At 68.4% G+C, this 18,009-nt stretch carries 18 protein-coding genes and 1 pseudogene; 12 read left to right on the top strand and 7 right to left on the bottom strand.

Going from position 1 to position 18,009, the window contains the following annotated elements; genetic code table 11:
• The first annotated feature begins 19 nt into the window (after window positions 1-19).
• The gene (locus FHR32_RS17120) at window positions 20-316 is read left to right on the top strand and encodes a transposase (protein WP_184755223.1); all 297 of its coding nucleotides are present in this window, start codon (window positions 20-22) and stop codon (window positions 314-316) included.
• A gap of 2 nt (window positions 317-318) precedes the next feature.
• Complete coding sequence (locus tag FHR32_RS17115) at window positions 319-1,284, top strand: IS3 family transposase (protein ID WP_246467032.1); 966 nt, start codon at window positions 319-321, stop codon at window positions 1,282-1,284.
• A gap of 343 nt (window positions 1,285-1,627) precedes the next feature.
• On the opposite strand, the gene FHR32_RS17110 is transcribed toward FHR32_RS17115, so the two are convergent.
• Entirely contained in the window at window positions 1,628-2,173 is a 546-nt protein-coding gene (locus FHR32_RS17110; RefSeq protein WP_184755222.1) for a GNAT family N-acetyltransferase, read from the bottom strand.
• A 77-nt stretch (window positions 2,174-2,250) separates the two neighbouring features.
• Between FHR32_RS17110 and FHR32_RS17105 the strand changes: the two are divergent.
• Window positions 2,251-2,547: pseudogene (locus tag FHR32_RS17105) on the top strand (IS982 family transposase); the annotation flags it as partial.
• Window positions 2,548-2,830: 283 nt separating this feature from the next.
• On the opposite strand, the gene FHR32_RS17100 reads toward FHR32_RS17105, so the two are convergent.
• Window positions 2,831-3,802 carry an ArsR/SmtB family transcription factor gene (locus FHR32_RS17100; RefSeq protein WP_184755220.1) on the bottom strand — a complete coding sequence of 324 codons (972 nt, stop codon included), beginning with the start codon at window positions 3,800-3,802 and terminating at the stop codon, window positions 2,831-2,833.
• A gap of 70 nt (window positions 3,803-3,872) precedes the next feature.
• Here FHR32_RS17100 and FHR32_RS17095 point away from each other — a divergent pair, with 70 nt between their 5' ends.
• Together FHR32_RS17095 and FHR32_RS17090 are read left to right on the top strand one after the other, a co-directional pair.
• Complete coding sequence (locus FHR32_RS17095) at window positions 3,873-5,099, top strand: MFS transporter (RefSeq protein WP_184755219.1); 1,227 nt, start codon at window positions 3,873-3,875, stop codon at window positions 5,097-5,099.
• A 159-nt stretch (window positions 5,100-5,258) separates the two neighbouring features.
• Window positions 5,259-6,374 (top strand): winged helix DNA-binding domain-containing protein, encoded by a 1,116-nt coding sequence (locus FHR32_RS17090; RefSeq protein ID WP_184755218.1) that lies wholly within the window; start codon window positions 5,259-5,261, stop codon window positions 6,372-6,374.
• A gap of 105 nt (window positions 6,375-6,479) precedes the next feature.
• Here FHR32_RS17090 and bla read toward each other — a convergent pair whose 3' ends face one another.
• Complete coding sequence (gene bla, locus FHR32_RS17085) at window positions 6,480-7,406, bottom strand: class A beta-lactamase (RefSeq protein WP_184755217.1); 927 nt, start codon at window positions 7,404-7,406, stop codon at window positions 6,480-6,482.
• Between the two features lie 112 nt (window positions 7,407-7,518).
• Between bla and FHR32_RS17080 the strand changes: the two genes are divergently transcribed.
• Both FHR32_RS17080 and FHR32_RS17075 read left to right on the top strand, forming a co-directional pair.
• Entirely contained in the window at window positions 7,519-8,481 is a 963-nt protein-coding gene (locus FHR32_RS17080; protein WP_184755216.1) for a LysR family transcriptional regulator, read from the top strand.
• Complete coding sequence (locus FHR32_RS17075; RefSeq protein ID WP_184755215.1) at window positions 8,481-9,407, top strand: serine hydrolase; 927 nt, start codon at window positions 8,481-8,483, stop codon at window positions 9,405-9,407. The genes FHR32_RS17080 and FHR32_RS17075 overlap by 1 nt, the downstream gene beginning before the upstream one ends.
• 259 nt (window positions 9,408-9,666) lie before the next feature.
• Here FHR32_RS17075 and FHR32_RS17070 read toward each other — a convergent pair whose 3' ends face one another.
• On the bottom strand, window positions 9,667-10,260 hold the full coding sequence (locus FHR32_RS17070; RefSeq protein WP_184755214.1) for a TetR/AcrR family transcriptional regulator: 594 nt from the start codon (window positions 10,258-10,260) through the stop codon (window positions 9,667-9,669).
• Window positions 10,261-10,360: 100 nt separating this feature from the next.
• Here FHR32_RS17070 and FHR32_RS17065 point away from each other — a divergent pair, with 100 nt between their 5' ends.
• From FHR32_RS17065 to FHR32_RS17055, 3 genes are all read left to right on the top strand, one after another.
• Window positions 10,361-11,344: an aldo/keto reductase gene (locus FHR32_RS17065; RefSeq protein ID WP_184755213.1), complete on the top strand. Its 984-nt coding sequence runs from the start codon at window positions 10,361-10,363 to the stop codon at window positions 11,342-11,344.
• Window positions 11,345-11,772: 428 nt separating this feature from the next.
• Window positions 11,773-12,468 (top strand): Rossmann-fold NAD(P)-binding domain-containing protein, encoded by a 696-nt coding sequence (locus FHR32_RS17060; RefSeq protein ID WP_184755212.1) that lies wholly within the window; start codon window positions 11,773-11,775, stop codon window positions 12,466-12,468.
• A 286-nt stretch (window positions 12,469-12,754) separates the two neighbouring features.
• Window positions 12,755-13,222, top strand: a complete 468-nt coding sequence (locus FHR32_RS17055; protein WP_184755211.1) for a nuclear transport factor 2 family protein — start codon at window positions 12,755-12,757, stop codon at window positions 13,220-13,222.
• A 434-nt stretch (window positions 13,223-13,656) separates the two neighbouring features.
• Here FHR32_RS17055 and FHR32_RS17050 read toward each other — a convergent pair whose 3' ends face one another.
• Complete coding sequence (locus tag FHR32_RS17050) at window positions 13,657-14,637, bottom strand: GlxA family transcriptional regulator (RefSeq protein ID WP_184755210.1); 981 nt, start codon at window positions 14,635-14,637, stop codon at window positions 13,657-13,659.
• 97 nt (window positions 14,638-14,734) lie between these two features.
• Here FHR32_RS17050 and FHR32_RS17045 point away from each other — a divergent pair, with 97 nt between their 5' ends.
• On the top strand, window positions 14,735-15,130 hold the full coding sequence (locus tag FHR32_RS17045; protein WP_184755209.1) for a hypothetical protein: 396 nt from the start codon (window positions 14,735-14,737) through the stop codon (window positions 15,128-15,130).
• Window positions 15,131-15,485: 355 nt separating this feature from the next.
• On the top strand, window positions 15,486-16,148 hold the full coding sequence (locus FHR32_RS45995) for a lytic transglycosylase domain-containing protein (RefSeq protein ID WP_184755208.1): 663 nt from the start codon (window positions 15,486-15,488) through the stop codon (window positions 16,146-16,148).
• 130 nt (window positions 16,149-16,278) lie between these two features.
• Here FHR32_RS45995 and FHR32_RS17035 read toward each other — a convergent pair whose 3' ends face one another.
• Together FHR32_RS17035 and FHR32_RS17030 are read right to left on the bottom strand one after the other, a co-directional pair.
• Window positions 16,279-16,683, bottom strand: coding sequence for a tautomerase family protein (locus FHR32_RS17035; RefSeq protein ID WP_221465437.1), 405 nt, complete (start codon window positions 16,681-16,683; stop codon window positions 16,279-16,281).
• A gap of 281 nt (window positions 16,684-16,964) precedes the next feature.
• Window positions 16,965-17,996: an NAD(P)H-dependent flavin oxidoreductase gene (locus FHR32_RS17030; RefSeq protein ID WP_184755206.1), complete on the bottom strand. Its 1,032-nt coding sequence runs from the start codon at window positions 17,994-17,996 to the stop codon at window positions 16,965-16,967.
• Window positions 17,997-18,009 lie beyond the last annotated feature (13 nt).

Raw genomic sequence — 18,009 nt, 5'->3', positions numbered from 1 at the left:
CGCCTTAAGGGGGACGGCGATGACAGAGACACGGCGAAGGTTCGAGCAGGACTTCCGGGACGGTGCGGTCCGGATCGTGGAGGAGACGGGCAGGCCGATCGTGCGGGTGGCCCGGGAGTTGGGCGTCAACGCGGGCACGTTGGCCAACTGGGTGAACATGGCCCGGCAGCGGCGCCGGGCCGGCAACGACGGCCTGGGCGAGGACGAGCGGGCCGAGTTGGTCCGGCTGCGCCGGGAGGTCGCGGAGCTGGCGATGGAGCGTGATGTGCTCAAGCGCTCGGTGGCCCTCTGGGTCAAGGACGCGATGGGCCGGTGAGCATGGCCGGCTTCATCGCCGCTCAGAGGGCCGAGCACGGCGTTGCGCACGCGGTTGCGTGCCGGGCGCTGGAGGTGCCGCAGTCCTGGTTTTATAAGTGGTCGCGGCGGGGGCGCGAGGGCCCGAGTGAGCGTGAACGCCGCCGAATACGGCTGACCGAGGCCATCGTCTCGCTGTTTCACCAGCGCAAAGGCGCTGAGGGATCACCACGGATCACCGCCCGGCTGCGCCGGCTGGGCTGGCGGGTGAGCGAGAACACCGTGGCCGCGATCATGGCTGAACGTGCGTTGGTGGCCCGGCCCAGGAACAAGCGCAAGAACACCACCCGGCTGGGCCGGGGCCGGTGGCGGGCCGATGACCATCTGCGGCGGGACTTCACCGCCCCCGGGCCGGACGTGGCCTGGTGCGGGGACGGCACTGAGATCCCCACCGCTGAAGGCGTGCTGTATCTGGCGGCCACCGAGGACTTGTTCTCCCGCCGGGTGCTCGGGTTCGCGATGAGCGCGCATAAGGGAGCCGCGCTGGCCACCGCGTCGCTGCAGATGGCGGTCGCACTGCGGGGCGGCGATGTCGCGGGCGTGAAGTTTCACAGTGATCAAGGGTCGGAGTACACCGCGGCCGACTTCCGGCAGGCCTGTGAGCGGATGGGCATCGTCCAGTCGATGGGGCGGGTTGGTTCGGCGCTGGACAACGCCGCGGCCGAGTCGTTCTTTTCCAGTGTGGAGTTCGAGTTACTGCGCCGCGAGCCGTTCGCCACCCGTGAGCAGGCTCGTCGTGCGATCGCCGCCTGGATCGACGACTTCAACACGATGCGGCTGCACTCGACGAACGCGATGTTTTCGCCGGTGGAGTTCGAGCGGCTGGATCCGTCGGTTCAGCGGCGGTTGCGGGCCGCGGCACGGCAGAAGAAGGAGGACAAGAGGAAACGCAGGGCCGCTGCGCGGCACGACCGGAAGGAGGCGGCATGAGCCGCCACGTTCTCCTGATCGAATACCTCGTGCGGGCCGGGGGATGCGCCGCGCAGTGTCCGGGGCCGCCTGCTCCGGCCTCAAGGGTCGCTGACGCGATCGCTGCGCGACGGCCTTCGGCCGCCCTTGACCCCGGAGACCTCTACGGCCCCGGGCGGCAGGAGTGCGGGCAGGCCAGGGCCTGCCCCAGCGAGGGCGCGCAGCGCACTAGCAAGATCCTAAAGCGAGAGATCACCACAACAGAAGTCTCTACGGTTCGAGGGGATTGCCATGCCCGTACTACGAGTAAGTCCGAAGTGCGGGAACCGTGTGAACCGTGTTTCGTCGAGCATCGACTCGTAGATCAGCCGCCGTGGATGGCATCGAATTCACTGCGGGTGATCGCCAAGACCCGCACCGGCTGCCCGTGGGCCGGGACTACCGTCTCCCGTTCTTGACGCATGCCCAACTTCGTCATAACGCGGGCGGACGCGTGATGATCGACGTGGCAGATGCTAATGATCCGATCCAGGCCCGCCTCGGCGAATCCGAAGCGCAGTGCCTCTTCGGCTGCCTCAGTGGCGATACCCCGGCCCCAGAAATGCCGTCCCAGCCGCCAACCGATCTCCACAGCCGGCAGCACCTCGGGCAGGAAGCCGGGGACCGTCAGCCCCACCCAGCCAGCCAGTTCCCCGGTCTCGCGCAGCTCCACGGCGAATATTCCGAAGCCATGCTCATCCCACCCCCGCTCCATGAACGCGAGCGCGGCCGCGGTCTGCTCCCTGGTGCGGACCGAGCCATCACCGATGAAGCGCATAACCTCCGGATCTCCGTCGATCACGGCCAGCGGCTCCAGATCCTCCTCGCGCCAGCGACGCAGCACCAGCCGCTCAGTTCCCAACCCCGTCACCGATCAATCTCCCCTCGGTCGGGCTGCCTTCAGGCATCCGATCCCGCAGACACAGCGAAGGCGCCCAAGATCCGTTTGTGGCGACAAACCTGGACACCCTCTTGATCGCACCATATATGGAGATCGACGACCAGATCGAAGGAAATCGGCGGACGGGCAGGCCGCCGCTACTCAGCGACTCCGAGCTGGTCTGCCTGACGGTGGCCCAGGCGCTGCTCGGCTACCATTCCGAGGCCCGTCGGCTGCGCTTCGCCCGCACGCACCTGTCCGGCATGTTCCCGTACCTGCCCCAGCAGTCGGGCTACAACAAACGGCTGCGCGTGGCGCTTCCCCTGGTCAAGCGCCTGAGCCACTTTGGCATGGCCACGGACACCCGGTGAGTTTCCGCTCGACGACGAGCGGGTCCTTGCCTACCGTGAGCATCGGTGCCTCCAAGCACCGTTCTTCACGGCCCTCTCCGAGAAACTCCGCTACGAGGTCAGGGAGGGCCGTTGCTATGAACCGACATGCTCACGCTGTCGGCGCGCGCCGCGACCATCAACAAGAACCTCAAGATCCCTGAAGACACTCATCCCGAGTGACGCTGGAACCCCTCTACACGCTCACAGGGAACGTCGGGCGACAATGTGCCTCCCCAGCTCAGGCCTACCTTCCCGGTCAGGCGCTCGCAGCGAGCAGGGATTCCGCGACGGCCGTACGGGCGTAGAGGACCGAGCGGCCGGCGCGGTGCGCGCTGACCATACCCGCATCGCGTAGGGCGGTCAGGTGCTGGGAGACTCCGGCCGCGGAGACGCCGGTGCGGCGGGCGAGTTCGGTCGTGGAGGCCGGGGATTCCAACTCGGTCAGAAGGACGGCCCGGGAGCGGCCGAGGACGCCGGCGATCGCGTCGATGCGCGTCACCGGGCGGTGCTCCCACAGCGTGCCGATGCCTCGGGCAGGGTAGGCGAGCTGGGGCGGCTGCGGCGACCGTGACCAGGTGAGCATGTTCACGGCGAAGACGCTGGGCACCAGCAGCAACCCCGGCCCGGTGGTCTCCCGGGAGATGCCGCAATGACTGCGGACCATCCGGAGGGTGTTGTCGTCCCAGCTCAGCGTGGAATGCAGGTCGTTGAAGAAGTGGCCCACGCCGTACTCGGCCACCTGGCGGGCACGGTGGAAGAGATCGGCGTCCAGCACCGCGTGGATCTTCGCCCAGTACGGGGCGAGCGCCAGTTCCCAGTAGGCCTCGATCTCCTCGGTGATCTGGGCCAGCCGGCTTTCCGGGTCCCTGCGCAACGCCTGGCAGCGGGGAGTAGTACGGCCGAGAAGATCGAGGTCGGCCAGGACGTGATCGGCCGAGGTGGCGCGGATGGCGGCGAGTTCGGTGGCGAGGGTGGGGGCCAGTTCCCCGGGGGGTGGCGTGAGGAAGTCGGGGAGATAGCCGTTGGATGGGATCAGTTCGGCCAGCCAGCCCGCGTCCAGCCCGGCGACGGCCACCCGCGGCCGTACCTGATCAACCCAGGTCCGGTGTACCGGATGTGTGGAGCCCGATGTCAGCAGCCGGAAACTGGTGACGACCTCCCACATCGGCGAGACCGCGAACCGGGTCAACGCCAGATCGTCGGCAGAGAAGGCCAGTTCGGACAGCATGGCAGCTCCATAGATTCAGCCTGAACTTAATCAATGGTTCACGAGTCTATGTGGGCTGCAAGATTCCCGCATGCTCTCCACCTTCAGCGGGCTGCCCCGTGCCGCCTGGGTCATCTTCGCCGGCACTGTGGTGAACCGGCTCGGTTACGTGATCACACCTTTCCTCGTGTTCTACCTCGGGTCCCGCGGCGTCACCCCGGAGCAGACACCGTATGTCCTGGGTGCGCTGGGCGCGGGCAACCTGATCGGCCCGGCGGTCGGCGGCCTGCTCGCTGACCGGGTGGGGCGACGTCCCACGATGCTGACCGGCCTGATCGGCACGGCCCTCGCGCAGGGCTTGTTGTTCGCGGCGCCGAACGTGGTCACGCTGGCGCTCGCGGCCGTGCTCCTCAGCGCGGCAGGCTCCATGGTCGGCCCGGCCGCCGGCGCGCTGCTGACCGACGCGGTGACCGCCGACCGGCGGCGTGCCGCATTCTCGCTGTTCCATTGGGCGATCAACATCGGCACCGCCGTGGCCGGGATTCTCGGCGGATTCCTGGCGACACACGGCTATTGGCTGCTGTTCGCGCTGGACGCGGCGACCGCACTGGCGTACGCGGTCATCGTGGTGGCGATGTTGCCCGGCGGGCGGGGCGGCGCTGCCCCGGCCGCCGGCTCCACGAGCGGGACGGGCTACGGGGTGGTGTTCCGGGATCCCCTGATGCGTGTACTGCTCCCGCTGTTCGGCATCGGACTGGTGATCTATTCGTTCACCGAGGTCTGCCTGCCGCTGGCGATCCGCGACCACGGCCTGCCCCCTACCACGCTCGGCATGATGGCCACGCTCAACGCGATCCTGGTGGTGGTGCTGCAACCGATCGCCACGAACGTCCTGTCCCGGTTCCGGCAGATCCCCGTCTATGTGGTCGCCAGCGTGATCACCGCGATCGGCATCGCGCTGACCGGGGTTGCGGACAACGTCTGGTCGTACGCCGGGACCGTCGCGCTCTGGTCGCTCGGTGAGGCCATGGTCGGCGGCATCTCGGGCGCGATCATCGCGAGCCTCGCCCCGGCGGACGCCCGCGGCCGCTACCAGGGCAGCTTCCAGTGGACCTGGGGCATCGCGCGATTCATCGCCCTGGCTGTGGGCGCGGCCGTCTACGCCACCGCAGGCCCCGCCGTGGTCTGGTGGTTCAGCGCCATCGCGGGCATCGCCGCCGCCCTCGGAGTCGGGGTCATGGCTCCGATGATCGCTCACCGCACGGCCACCCCCGAGCCCCTGACCACCCCCGAGCTCGCCTCGGCCGCGTCTTCCTAGGGCACCAACTGGGAGAACGCGACGACCCGACGGATGCGATCTATCGTCCGGCGTCGGTCCAGTCGGAGGCCGGCGACGCGAGACTCACCATGATCAGGGGCTGTCGCTCGGCCCGATCTTGTCGTAGGCCATCGGTACGCTGCCAGCGAGGAGGCGGTAATGGTGCAGATCACCCGGGCGCAGGCGCTCACCCTGCGGATGGCCGGCCTGCTGTTGCGCGGCCGGCATCACGGGACGGACCGGCCACCTGACGTGGCCGGGGTAGTGACCTGGCTAGGTGCGATGCAAGCGCAGGACCTGGCCAGCGGCCTGTGGTCGTTCGGCGTACGCCTGCCCGGATACACCGCCGGCGACGTGACCGCCGCGCTGGAGCGGCGCGAGGCACTGCGCACCTGGCCGATGCGCGGCACCGTCCATTTCGTTCCGTCGCGGGACGCCCACTGGATGCTCGACCTGATGGGTTCGCGGGCACTGGCAGGCGCGGCAAGGCGGCGCGAGTTCCTTGGGCTGAGTGAGGAGGTCGCCGATCGAGCGGTGGAGGTGTTGGGCACGGCGGTGGCCGGCGGTGGCCGGCTGACCCGATCACAGTGCATGGCCGTGCTGGCCGATAAGGGCATTGAAGCCGCCGGCCAGTTCGGCTACCACCTACTGTGGTACGCCAGCCAGCGCGGCGTGCTGTGCATCGCCCCGAACGTCGGCAATGAGCAGAGCTTCGTGCTGCTCGACGAGTGGGCCCCCGACCCGCATCGGCCCGACCGCGACGAGGCGCTGGCCACCATCGCACTGCGGTACTTCCGCGGCCACGGGCCGACCACGAGGCAGGATTTCGCCGGCTGGACCGGGCTGACCGCGGCCGACGCCAAGCGCGGCATCATGGCGGCCGGCGACCGGCTAGCCGGCGTGACCGTCGACGGCGTCGAGATGTACCTGGAACCGGCGCTGCTCGACACCACACCATCCGCAATGGACGGCCACGAGGTTCTCGTGCTGCCCGGGTTCGACGAGTACCTGCTGGGCTACAAAAACCGCTCACTCATGCTCGCCGACGAGCACAAGCCAGCTATCATCCCCGGCAACAACGGCATGTTCCAGGCGACCGTGGTATGCGACGGCCGGGTCGTCGGCACCTGGAAGCGGTCACTCACCAAGACCAAAGTGCAGATCGTCGTCCATCCACTCGTGCCGCTGGGCAAGGCCGACCAGGCAAGGATCGAGCAGGCGTTCGAAGGGTACGCACGCTTCGTGGGCCGTACGCCCGAGGTGCGCCTGCCGTAAGCCGCCGTTATCAACCCTGCCAGGCCGGCCAGCATGCCCCGCGCAGCGCCACCCCCGCACGCGATCCCCGGGGGGGTCTGTCCGGGCCCCCCGGGGCCCCCGATCTCAGAGTTTGCCGAGGCCGCGGGCGAGGATCGTCGCGGTGTCCGCGATGACCTTGTTGTCGATGGCGGCGTCCGCGGTCTTGCCGTTGGTGTAGATCGACATGATGATGGGCGCGGCCGACTTGCCGGGCCAGACGATCGCGACGTCGTTCGCGGCCGCGTACTGCGAGGTCGTGCCGGTCTTGTCGCCGACCTTCCAGGTCTTGGGCAGGCCCGCGCGGATGCGGGCGTCGCCGGTCTCGTTCGCGATCAGCCAGGCGTTCAGCTGCTCCCGGTCCTTGGCGTTGAGAGCCTTCCCCACCGTGACCGCGCGCAGGTCGCGGCCCATGGACGCGGGCGTCGTGGTGTCGCGCCTCTCCTTGGGGCTCCAGTTGTTGAGCTCGGTCTCCCACCGGTCCAGCCGGGAGAGCGGATCCTTCAGCGTACGGAAGTACCCGGTCAGGCTGGCCGGACCGCCGAGCTGCTTCAGCAGCATGTTGCCCGCGGTGTTGTCGCTCCGGGTGATGGCCGCCTCGCACAGCTGCGCGACGGTCATCCCGTCCTTGACATGCTTCTCGGTGACCGGGGAGTTCTCCTTCACCTCGGCGTCCGTCCAGTGCACGACCTTGTCCATCAGGCCGGGCTCTGCGGTGCGGGCCTTGTGCAGCACGGCCGCCGCGGCGATCGCCTTGAAGGTGGAGAGCATCGGGAAACGCTCGTCCGATCGGTAGGCGACCGTCTTACCGGTGGCGGTGTCGATGGCGTACGCGCCGATGCGGCCCTTGAAGGACGCCTCCAGCGTGCGCAGCTCCCTCCTGGCCTGGGCTCCGTCTGACACCACCTGAGTGACGGACGGAGTGGTGGACGCGTGACCTGCCGCGGTGACACCCGTCAGCGGGACGAGTGCGAGTGATGCCAGCACCGAGAGTGTGGCGCGTCGAAAACGCATGGCGATGCCTTCCGGTTGTGGGGTGGATGCGACAGGCAGTCTCACGTCGTCGGTTGATGCAGTCAAAGACTGAAACGACGGGTTCTATGCCAGAACGGCATACGCTCACCTCGTGGACGTCCTTGGAGCCTGGCGAGCGTTCGTCAATGTGAGCGAGCGAGGGAGCTTCACCGAGGGCGCGGCTGCCACCCGGGTGCCGCAGTCGGTCGCGAGCCGCCGGATCGCCGCCCTGGAGAAGCACCTCGGGGAGCGGCTGTTCGACCGGTCGTCGCGCGGGGCGATCCTCACCCAGTTCGGCCGGGACCTGCTTCCCTCAGCGAAGCGTCTCGTCCGCCTGGCCGACGACATGGAACACGAGGCGGAGCAGGCCAAGCTCAGTCCCCTCCGGCTTGCCGTTCCCGACATCTGTACGGTCCGTGACCTGGCACGGCTCGATGTGGAGGCCCGTCGAAAGGGCATCTACCTGCATTTTCATGCTGCCCTGCCTGCCGAACGGGCGGGACTCGTCCGGTCTCGCGAGGTCCGCGCCGCCCTTGTCGCCGTACCGCCCGGCGACGCGACCTGGTCCGTACGGCTCGGGCTCGCCGGCGCCGCGGATCTCCCGGTGAAGACCGTCTACGCCGAGACGCTCCGGGCCGGCCGCACCGCGCGGTCGTCGCGGCGGAGCCGGATCTGGATCCAGCCCGAGGACGACGTCCCGCACATCCGCGACCGGATGTTCCGGATCCGGGATGCCATCGGTCTACAGCCCGCGCAGGTCGGCGTCTCGACCACGCTCACCACTGCAGCGGCGGAGGTCCTCGGCTCGACGGATCTGCTGCTCTGCTCGGTCGGGCAGGCCGAGGAACTGGGGCTACACTGGCGCCCGCTCGGCGAGATCCAGCTCGTCCGCGGCTTCGAGGTGTCGGCAGCCGTCGGGGACGACGCGGAGCGCATCCGGACCCGGCTCCGGCACCCGATCGCCCGCTGCCTCGGCGCACACGACCGAGACAGCGAGCACGACCAGGACGACACGCATCACCAAGTCGGCGCACACGACCAGGACGGAGGGACACCATCAAGGTCGAGCACCTGATGCGACAGCTCCGGCGAGAGCTCGACGATGCCGGGCTGAACGGATCGTTCCTGGTCCGGGATCTGCACTCCGGTGACGAGATCGGTATCGAGCCGGACCTCGAGTTCCCGATCTCCTCGCTCGTCAAGGTCCCGCTCGCCGTCGCGACGCTCGAACGTATCCGGAAGGGGGAACTCGACGGCTCCACTCAGATCCTGGTTCAGCCGACCGGGATCACCGTTCCGGGGCCGACCGGGCTGGGCAGGTTCCGGCATCCGGCCCGGGTCGCCGTCGACGACCTGCTCTACCTCAGCATCGCGGTGAGCGACAGCACGGCGGCGGACGCGCTCTTCGCCCTCACCCCGCCCACCGAGGTCTCCGCGATGCTGCACGGGCTGGGGCTCCGCGGCATCGCGGTCCGCCATACCGTCCAGGAGCTCATCGAGACTCCGGCGGAACGTCTCGATCCCGGCGAGGTCCACCTCGCCCACTTCCTCGCCATCGAGGCGGGAACGGCCGGGCGGGGGCATCGGGTACCGCAACTGGACGTGACCCGCGCGAACTCGGGATCCGCGCGGGCGTTCGTCGAACTCCTGCAGGCGCTGTGGACCCCGTCTCCGATCGACCCTGGCGTGGCCGAGCGGGTACGGGGCCTGATGGCCGACAACCTCCTGCGGCAGCGGCTGGCCCCCGATTTCAGCTCCGACGCGTCCAGGTGGTCCTCCAAGACCGGGACGCTGCTCAACCTCCGTCACGAGGTCGGCGTCGTCGAGCACGCCGACGGCCAGGTCTTCGCCGTCGCCGTACTGACCGAGTCCCGCGTACCGGCCATCAGCCAACCCGGAGCCGAGGCGCTCATGGCACAGGTCGCGCGGACACTCCGCGATCGGCTACGACAGGACGGGCTACGCGACCTTGCCTGCGGGGGCGGTCCAGGTGTTGCATGACTTGGGGTTGCCGGTGGAAGTTGTCAAGCTCGGTGAGACGTCGAGCTGGAAAACGCCGCGAGGCCCCTCGTAACGCAAGACGGGGCCTGACACGTACTCCTCAGGGCCCCGGCATAGTGGCGTGGTGTCCGTTTAGCGGGCCCGCTGACGCCGTCCCGTGGCCGAACACGGGCTGGCGCCGGCAGACCAGTGAGCAGGCCTGGGCGACTACGGCGCCGTGCAGATCTAGGCGGCGTTCTCAGTGAACGGCCGGATCGTGTTACGAGCCCTGAGCGTCAGCAGTTTTCTGACTGATCCGGCGGGCGGCCTCGACAACTGCTGAGCGGTGCAGGGCCAGTCGCTCTGGCGGCCAGGACTGGCTGACCTGTCCGGGATCGACGTCCTCGGCGGCCCAGAACCACGCCTGGGCCATGGCGAGGACCATGGTCAGGAGATCGTCCGGCTGTATCTCCGGGGCGAGATCGCCACGCTGCTGCGCGTCGGCCACTTCCGCGACTTTGCGCCGGAAGGTGTCCGGTTCGAGTCCGGTGGCGGAGGGGCGTTCCAGTAGCCTCCACAGTCGCAGGCGCATCAGGTCCGGCCGGGCGACGAGGTGGTCGAAGATCGCGCCGGCGTATCCGGGCAGGTCCTCGACGTCGAACGGGACCGACTCGGCGCCCTCTGTCATCGCCCGGTGCAGCACCTCGTCGAACAGCTGCTCCTTGTTGCCGAAGTAGACGTAGATCAGCCGCTTGTTCGCACCTGCCGCCTCGGCGATCCGGTCCACTCGGGCGCCTGCGATGCCGTAGGTGGCGAATTCAGTGAAGGCGGCGTCGAGCAGCCTGGCCTTGGTAGCGCTGGAGTTCCGTGGCATGTCCGCCACCGTAGCAAGTAACTATCTAGTTATTGACACTCGCAGGCAGTCGCTCTACCGTATATATCTATCTAGTTAGATACTTATCGGAGGAACCTCTATGGAACACCGCGCACTGGGCCGCCAGGGGCTGACCGTCAGCGTGCAGGGTCTCGGCTGCATGGGCATGAGCGTCTTCTACGGCGCCACCGACGAGACCGAGTCGCTGGCCACCATCGACCGCGCCCTGGAGCTGGGCATCACCCTGCTGGACACCGCCGAGAGCTACGGCCCCTTCGTCAACGAGCAGCTCCTTGGCCAGGCGCTGGCAGGGCGCCGGGATGCCGCCGTCCTTGCTACCAAGACCGGCGTGGAGATCACCGACGACGGCCGGCTACTCGACCTGAACGGCCGGCCCGAGTACGTGCGCCGGGCACTCGAACGTTCGCTGCGGCACTTGGGCACCGACCACGTCGACCTGTACTACCTGCACCGCATCGACCCCAAGGTGCCGATCGAGGAGACCATCGGCGCGCTGGCCGAGCTGGTTGCCGAGGGCAAGGTACGCCACATCGGCGTGTGCGAGGCGTCCGCCCAGACGATCCGGCGTGCCCACGCCGTGCACCCGCTCACCGCTGTCCAGACCGAGTACTCGCTCTTCGAACGCGACATCGAACACAACGGCGTGCTCGACACCCTGCGGGAACTGCAGATCGGACTGGTCGCCTACTCCCCGCTGGGGCGCGGCTTCCTCTCTGGCGCCATCACCAGCCCCGACGACTTCGCCGAGGACGACTGGCGCCGGACGGACCCCCGCTTCCAGAGCGAGAACTTCGACCGCAACCTCGACGTCGTCCGCGAGGTGCGCCGCATCGCCTCCGCCAAGGACGTCACGCCCTCCCAGCTGGCCCTCGCCTGGGTCCAGCACCAGGGCGCGGTCGCCATCCCGGGCACCAAGCGGCGCCGCTACCTGAAGGAGAACATCGCTGCGACCGAGGTGACCCTCTCCGCCGAGGACCTCGCCGCGATCGAGGCGGTCGCCCCGCACGGCGTGGTCACCGGCGACCGCTACGCACCCGAGTTCATGGGCACGCTCAACGGCTGAGGCCCGACCAGCGCCCCACTCCACTCCTCGCAGGGCGGCAACACCCTCGTAACACAGAAACCCACACGTCTCGAAAGGCCCCCATGCCCCAGCCGGGCACTCGGTCCCGTATTGCCATCGGGGATATGTCGATCACTTTTCTCCCCGATGGGTTCGGGGCCCACAACCCGGATGTCCTGTTCCCTGGTGCGGACTGGACGACGCGCCCCGGCTACCTGGAGGTCGGGCAGCTCAAGACGGCCTCGTCTCCGATGCGCTGCCCGCTGGGGAACTGCGTGACCTCATGCTCGTGCTTTCCCTGAGCAACACTCCGCTCACGCCCGCCGTGGGCGCCAGCATTGACCGTGAGCGCCGGCGCGCCACCGTCGTCGCGACCGCCACCGCGGTGTTGCGGACCTGAACCTTCACCCTCTACCTGGAGTCTGCCCGTGAAAGTCGTCATCTTCGGCGCGTCCGGCATGATCGGACAGGGCGTACTGCGCGCCTGTCTCCTCGACCCGGCCGTCACGCGTGTGCTGGTGGTGGTCCGCAGCCCGCTTGGCATCAGCCATCCCAAGCTGCGGGAAGTCATCCACCAGGACTTCACCGACCTGTCCGCCATCTCCGGGCAGCTGGTCGGTCTCGATGCCTGCTTCTACTGTCTCGGCATCTCATCGTCCGGTCGCAGCGAGGCGGAGTACACCCGCATCACCTACGACTGCACCCTCGCTGCCGCGCGTGCCGTGTCCGCGCCCAACCCCGGATTGACCTTCACCTACGTCTCAGGAGAGGGCACCGACAGCAGCGAACGCGGCCGGACCATGTGGGCCCGCGTTAAGGGCCGCACCGAGAACGCTCTGCTGGCCATGCCGATGGACGCGTACATGTTCCGCCCCGGCTATATCCACCCCCGCCACGGAGCAGTCTCCAAGACGCCGGCGTACCGGGTGCTCTACGCCCTCACCTCCTGGCTCTACCCCCTGCTGCACCGCCTCGCTCCCCGTCACACCACAACCACCGAACACATCGGCCGCACCATGCTCGCCGTCACCCGGCCCGGAGCGGTCGAGCAGCGGATCCTGTACAGCCCGGAAATCAACCGGCTGGGCGGCGGGAGCGGGGATGCCGCGACGAAAACGGGGTGATCGACCGCCGCTTCGCTGGTGCCGTAAACCCACGATCCGGCGGATCTTGCTGCCGAACGCTCCAGTGACTCCGGCTCCTCGATCCTCACGTCTACGGAGACGCTGACGCTGACCCCGCGAGACGCCTGGGGCGCCGCGAGTTCCACGATCAACGGCTCGCGCCCGGGGCGTTCACGTGATCCACGGGTGGGTGTGGCGGCGCGGCCACACCCTTCCCGATGTCTTGCCATCGCGCCGACGCGACTGATGTATACATCCGTCAAATAGTTACCCGAGGGAGAACGACATGGCTTCCCATTCCGCTATCTCACCCCAGGAGGCCGCCGACCGGCTGGCCATCCGTGAACTGATCGACGCCTATGCCCACTGTGCGGACCGCCGCGACGCGAAGGGTCAGATGGCGCTCTTCACTGCCGACACCCGGTTCCTCGTGTTCATGGATGCCACGGCTGCCGAGCCGACTCAGGAGCTGCACGGCCGCGACTCGCTGGCTCCGGTCTTCGACAATCTGAACACTTACGAGACCACCACTCACTTCAACGGGCAGAGCACGGTTTCGCTGGACGGAGACCGGGCAACGGCTGAGAGCTATTGCCTGGCGCATCACCTGTCGGTGGGTGAGGACGGACAGCGTACGCTGATGATCGCCTCTATCCGCTATCTCGACGAACTCGTCAAGCAGGACAGCGGGTGGCTGTTCGCCGAACGCAGACTGATGGTCGACTGGACCGAGACGCGGCCCTCCGTCGCCTGACTCAGCCGAGCTTTTTCACCACGGCTTCGAACTGACCAGAGCATGCAGGGACCGGCCGTCGAGCTGGTCGAGGACACGCTCACGGGCACTCGTCAGATGAACGGAGTACGCAGCCTGGAGGCGCTTCAGCCCTTCCGGAGTCAGCGAGGCCACATTGCCGCGGCCGTCGCCTTCGTAACGCCGCTTGATCACCTGCCTGCGAGCCTGAAGCGTGTCGACGACCCGGGTGATGCGACTGGCTGACAGGGCGCTGGCCGCCCCCCCAGATCCTGGGGATCAGGTGATCAATCGCCACTCAACCGACTTTGCCGGGACCCTGACGTACTCCTCGACCTCCATCGGTATTCCAGCCGCACTTATCGACCCTTGGAGGGGAGAAGATGGTTGTCGCCTCCCGGTGTCCGCCGTACACGCAGGGTGTTGGGCGAGATCGGTCAATGGCGCGCCTGCGACGCCATGCGTGACTGGGTGAGTCGGTAGTGCGAGGGCGGGACGCCGTAACGGTCGATGAAGGCTTGGCGCAGGGTCTCGGCCGTGCCGAATCCACAGCGGCTGGCCACGGTAGCCATGCACAGGGAAGTGGAGACCAGCAGGTGGGCTGCCGCTTCCGCGCGGGCCTGCCGTACGAACTTGCCCGGGGTCTGTCCGAGGTGTTGGAGGAACAGCCGCGTCAGGTGCCGCTCGCTCACGCCCGCGTCGGTGGCCAGCGCCGCGACGGTCAGGTCTGCGTCCAGGTGGCCGGTGATGTGGTCGACCACCCGTTTGACCAGGCTGTTGGACGGCGGTGGGGCGGCGGTGAACATGCTCATCTGCGCCTGGTTGCCCGGCCGCTGCAGGTAGGTCACGAGCTGCCGGGCTACGGTCCGCGCGAGCTCGGCGCCGTTGTCCTCCTCGATGAGGGCGAGCGTCAGGTCAAGGGCGCTGGTGACGCCGGCCGAGGTGTAGACGTTTCCGTCACGGATGAAGATGGGGTCGGGATCCACGTGGACCTCCGGGTGGTGCGCGGCGAGTTGGTCCGCCCAGCTCCAGTGGGTGGTGGCGCGCCGGCCGTCGAGGAGCCCGGCGGCGGCCAGGATCCACGTTCCCGTGCACACGGACGCCACCCGGCGGCTCTCTCGCGCCAGCCGACGGATGTGCGCGAGAATCAGCCGGTTGGCCGCTGCGTCCTGGCTGCCGATCCCACCGGACACGAGCAGCGTGTCGATCGGGCCTGTGACCCGTTCGAGCTTCTCGCTGGTGTGCAGCGTCACGGTAGGGCCGCAGTCGATGGGTCGCGCTCCCGGTGTGACCAGGCGGACCTTGTAGTAGGGAGCCGCGCCGTACCAGTTCGCGCTCTCCAAGCTCGCCACCACGCAGGCGATGTCGAGTAACGCGGCGGCGTCGTACCCGACGACCACGAAATGCCGCTCCTTCATGACCCGACTGTAGGCCGGAAAGACCGACTGCCCAAGATTCCAGACCTCCCCGCCCGCATTCCTTGGGCGCGGCCTCCCCGCCTCACATAGTTGAACCATGACTCAGACAGCGACGAGAGCGCACAGCGGATGGCTCAGGTTCACCCTCCACTACATCGAAATGATCGTCGCGATGTTCGTCGGGATGTTCGCCCTGGGGTCCCTCCAGTCCGCGGTCGGCCTGGCTTTCTCCCACGCGCAGTACCCCGAGCTCGGCTACCTGGTGATGGCCTTCAACATGTCCGTCGGCATGGCCGTCTGGATGCGTTTCCGCGGCCACGCCTGGCGGCACACCCTCGAGATGTGCGCCGCCATGTTCGCCCCGGCCGTTCCGCTGTTCCCTCTGCTCTGGCTGGGTGTGATCGACGGCGGCGCGCTGATGGCCCTCGCGCATCTGGCCATGTTCCCCCTCATGCTCGGCGCGATGCTCCTGCGCCACTCGGAACACATCTAAATGCGGCTACCGTGGGGCCGGTGAAGGATCAGCGTGCGGGGGTCGCACGGCCGGAGCGTGGCCGCCGATCGAGCGGGCGGCCGATGGTCGCGTCGCTCGTCGCGCTGGCCATCGCGGTCTCCGGCTGCGCCGCCTCGCAGGGCGCCGCCTCGCAAGGCACCGCCTCCACGACCGTTCCCAGCCAGACGGCGACAGGCCGGCTCCAGAGCGGTCGGCGACGCCACCGGCGGAGGGGCCCGCACGCCAGGCGCCCGTCCTGCCCGCCCCGGACGCGGCGATCACCACCGACCCAGCGGAACTGGCCCGTTCCCTGGCCGGCACCACCGCAGAGCTACGACGGGCCATCGATGACTGGGTGCGCGAGGGGGACCCCGCCAAGGGGAATCCCCCTGAGCCGGTGGTGCTGCTGGCCCTGCACCAGCAGCGCATCTACCGCTACCTGGTCCGTAATCCACAGGTCGCCTCCCGCACCTACACCAGGTTGCCGAAGGCCCTGGCCGGGCAGGCGGAAGACAACGTGACGGCCGGCCGGGATCTGCTCTCCCTCGTCCGCCCCATCAGCGGGTCGGCGAAATTCCGCGTCCAGCCGCCCGAGCCCGCCGATGTCCTGCTCGGCCATTTCCGGCGTGCCGGGCACCGGTTCGGCGTCGAGTGGGAGGTGCTGGCGGCGGTGATGTTCGTCGAGACCAAGTTCGGCCGCGTGAGGTCACCGAGCTACACGGGCGCCAAGGGGCCCATGCAGTTCATGCCGGGAACGTGGGACGCCTACGGGATGGGCGGTGACGTCCACGACACCCGCGACGCCTTGCTCGCCGCGGCCAACTACCTGCACGCGTCGGGGGCACCGCGCGACTACCGGCGCGCGCTGTACGCCTACAACCACTCCCAGGCCTACGTCAACGCGGTGCTGCTGTACACGCGCCAGATCAAGCGGGACATCAGGAACTACTACGCCTACTACAACTGGCAGGTGTTCGTGGTTACCACCCGTGGCGACCGCCGCCTCACCGGCCCCTGATGTCTGAGGGGCTGAGATCACTCCGGACAGAGCTGAAGCCGCGCTGAAGCCCGATCCCGACGTGCGGCACGCGTAGAGGCTCAGGGGACGTGGTATCAGGCGCACGCTCACGCTCATCGCGGCACCCGCTTCAGGTGCCCGAACCACCGGGGACGGCGAGATCACCTTCGACGTACTGAGCGCGCCCGTGGGTGAACGACCAATCCTGAGGGCCGTTCTCGGCGATGCCGATGAAGACATCCTCGCCGGCAACACCGACGTACCCCAGGCTGTCGGCGATGGTGCGGAACAGCTCCTGCTTGACCTCGGTGGTGCGGCCTGCCTGGGTGAAGATCTGGATCATCACCACGCCGGAGCTGCGGTCGAAACCGAGCCCGGCGTCCAGGGCGATCAGGTGGTCGGCATCGTGCTCGGTGATGATCTGAAACCGGTCGCGCTCGGGGATGTGCAGCACCTTCACAATCGCCTCGTGTGTCGCGTCGGCGATCGCCTTGATCTCGTCCGATCGACGTCCACGGACCATGTCAATCCGCACTAGTGGCATTGTTTGCGCCCCTTTCAGGCGATTAGGAGCCTAGGCTCGTGTGCATTTCAGCGCCAATGATCGATAGAGATGGAGCCCATCTCCGGAAGAGACGAGACCCGTGACCCCGTATCCCTGCCGACCCGTCGTCGTACTAAATCCGCGCGGTCTCGGGCGTGACCGCGCCTTGGGTAGGCCCACAGTCGGTCTGGCGGACGTCCGCCGTGGTGGCACTGGTCGGGCTCGGCTTCGCAGGGAAGCCGAGCACAGGCCACTCTCCGGGTCGCCCAGGGCTAGAGCCGACTGGCAAGCCGAGCGAGTGCCTGCTCAGCAGGCTCACTCCTCGCCTCGCGGTGTCCCGTTCCGGCCCACAGGTGGATCAGCCGGGTGTCTCCGGCCGCGGTGGCCGCCTTGCGCAGCGGGCCGGTGAGGTGGTGCAGGGCGGGGTAGCCGGCGGGGGCGATCGCGTCGAAGCGGTCGGTGAAGTGGTTGCGCAGGGCGCGGGCGGGCCGCCCCGTGAAGGCGCGCGTGACGATGGTCGTCTCGAAGGCGGGGTCCACGAGAGCCGCCTTGTGCGGCGCCGATGCTCCGCTCTCGTCCGTACGCAGTAGGAGGGTGCCGACCATAACGGCTTCCGCACCGGCATGCAGCGCGGCCGCCACATCGGCCGGGGTGGCGATTCCGCCGGTGGCGATGACCGGCAAGGTGACGGCGTCACGCACTTGGCCTACCAGCTCGGGCAGCGGCACAGGCGTGAGCGGTCGCTCGGGGGTGAGCGTGGCCGAGTGCCCGCCGGCCGTGGACGCCTGCACGATCAGTGCGTCGACTCCGATCTCCGCCGCCCGGCGTGCCTCGTCGGTCGAGGTGACGTTCTGCAGGACGGTGGTGTCGGCCCGGCGCAGGGCATCCCCGACCGCGCGGTCGGGGATACCGAAGGTGAAGGACACCCAGGGGACGGGACTCGCGGTCAGCAGGTCGACCTTGTCCGTCCACTGATCGTCGTCCTCCACCGGGTCCCCGTCGGTGAGCTTCAGCCCGTACAGCTCGGCCTCGGGCTGCACCGCCTGGGCGTAACCCCGGTACGCCTCGGCGGAGATGGGGACTGGGTTGGGGACGAACAGGTTGACGCCGAACGGCACTCCGTCCGCCCGTACGGTGTGGATCTGCCCGGCCAACGCCTGCGCGGTCTTGTACCCGCCGGCGAGAAAGCCCAGGCCGCCGACGCGCGCGGCCGCCGTGACGAGTGCGGGTGTGCTCGGTCCGCCAGCCATCGGCGCGGCGAGGACCGGGAGGTCGATTCCGAGATCGGACAGCAGTCTGCTCATGACAACTCCTCCT

Origin of the sequence: Streptosporangium album (assembly GCF_014203795.1) — a bacterium.
Taxonomy (GTDB): Bacteria; Actinomycetota; Actinomycetes; order Streptosporangiales; family Streptosporangiaceae; genus Streptosporangium; species Streptosporangium album.
This window is presented reverse-complemented; position numbering and strand designations above follow the sequence as displayed.

Excerpts from the sequence above, each read along its gene's own strand:
- FHR32_RS17095 (WP_184755219.1), top strand. The coding sequence starts at position 3,873 with ATGCTCTCCACCTTCAGCGGGCTGCCCCGTGCCGCCTGGGTCATCTTC.
- FHR32_RS17120 (WP_184755223.1), top strand. The coding sequence starts at position 20 with ATGACAGAGACACGGCGAAGGTTCGAGCAGGACTTCCGGGACGGTGCG.
- bla (WP_184755217.1), bottom strand. The coding sequence starts at position 7,406 with ATGCGTTTTCGACGCGCCACACTCTCGGTGCTGGCATCACTCGCACTC.
- FHR32_RS17065 (WP_184755213.1), top strand. The coding sequence starts at position 10,361 with ATGGAACACCGCGCACTGGGCCGCCAGGGGCTGACCGTCAGCGTGCAG.
- FHR32_RS17050 (WP_184755210.1), bottom strand. The coding sequence starts at position 14,637 with ATGAAGGAGCGGCATTTCGTGGTCGTCGGGTACGACGCCGCCGCGTTA.
- FHR32_RS17090 (WP_184755218.1), top strand. The coding sequence starts at position 5,259 with ATGGTGCAGATCACCCGGGCGCAGGCGCTCACCCTGCGGATGGCCGGC.
- FHR32_RS17055 (WP_184755211.1), top strand. The coding sequence starts at position 12,755 with ATGGCTTCCCATTCCGCTATCTCACCCCAGGAGGCCGCCGACCGGCTG.
- FHR32_RS17070 (WP_184755214.1), bottom strand. The coding sequence starts at position 10,260 with ATGCCACGGAACTCCAGCGCTACCAAGGCCAGGCTGCTCGACGCCGCC.
- FHR32_RS17100 (WP_184755220.1), bottom strand. The coding sequence starts at position 3,802 with ATGCTGTCCGAACTGGCCTTCTCTGCCGACGATCTGGCGTTGACCCGG.
- FHR32_RS17030 (WP_184755206.1), bottom strand. The coding sequence starts at position 17,996 with ATGAGCAGACTGCTGTCCGATCTCGGAATCGACCTCCCGGTCCTCGCC.
- FHR32_RS17045 (WP_184755209.1), top strand. The coding sequence starts at position 14,735 with ATGACTCAGACAGCGACGAGAGCGCACAGCGGATGGCTCAGGTTCACC.
- FHR32_RS17115 (WP_246467032.1), top strand. The coding sequence starts at position 319 with ATGGCCGGCTTCATCGCCGCTCAGAGGGCCGAGCACGGCGTTGCGCAC.
- FHR32_RS17075 (WP_184755215.1), top strand. The coding sequence starts at position 8,481 with ATGCGACAGCTCCGGCGAGAGCTCGACGATGCCGGGCTGAACGGATCG.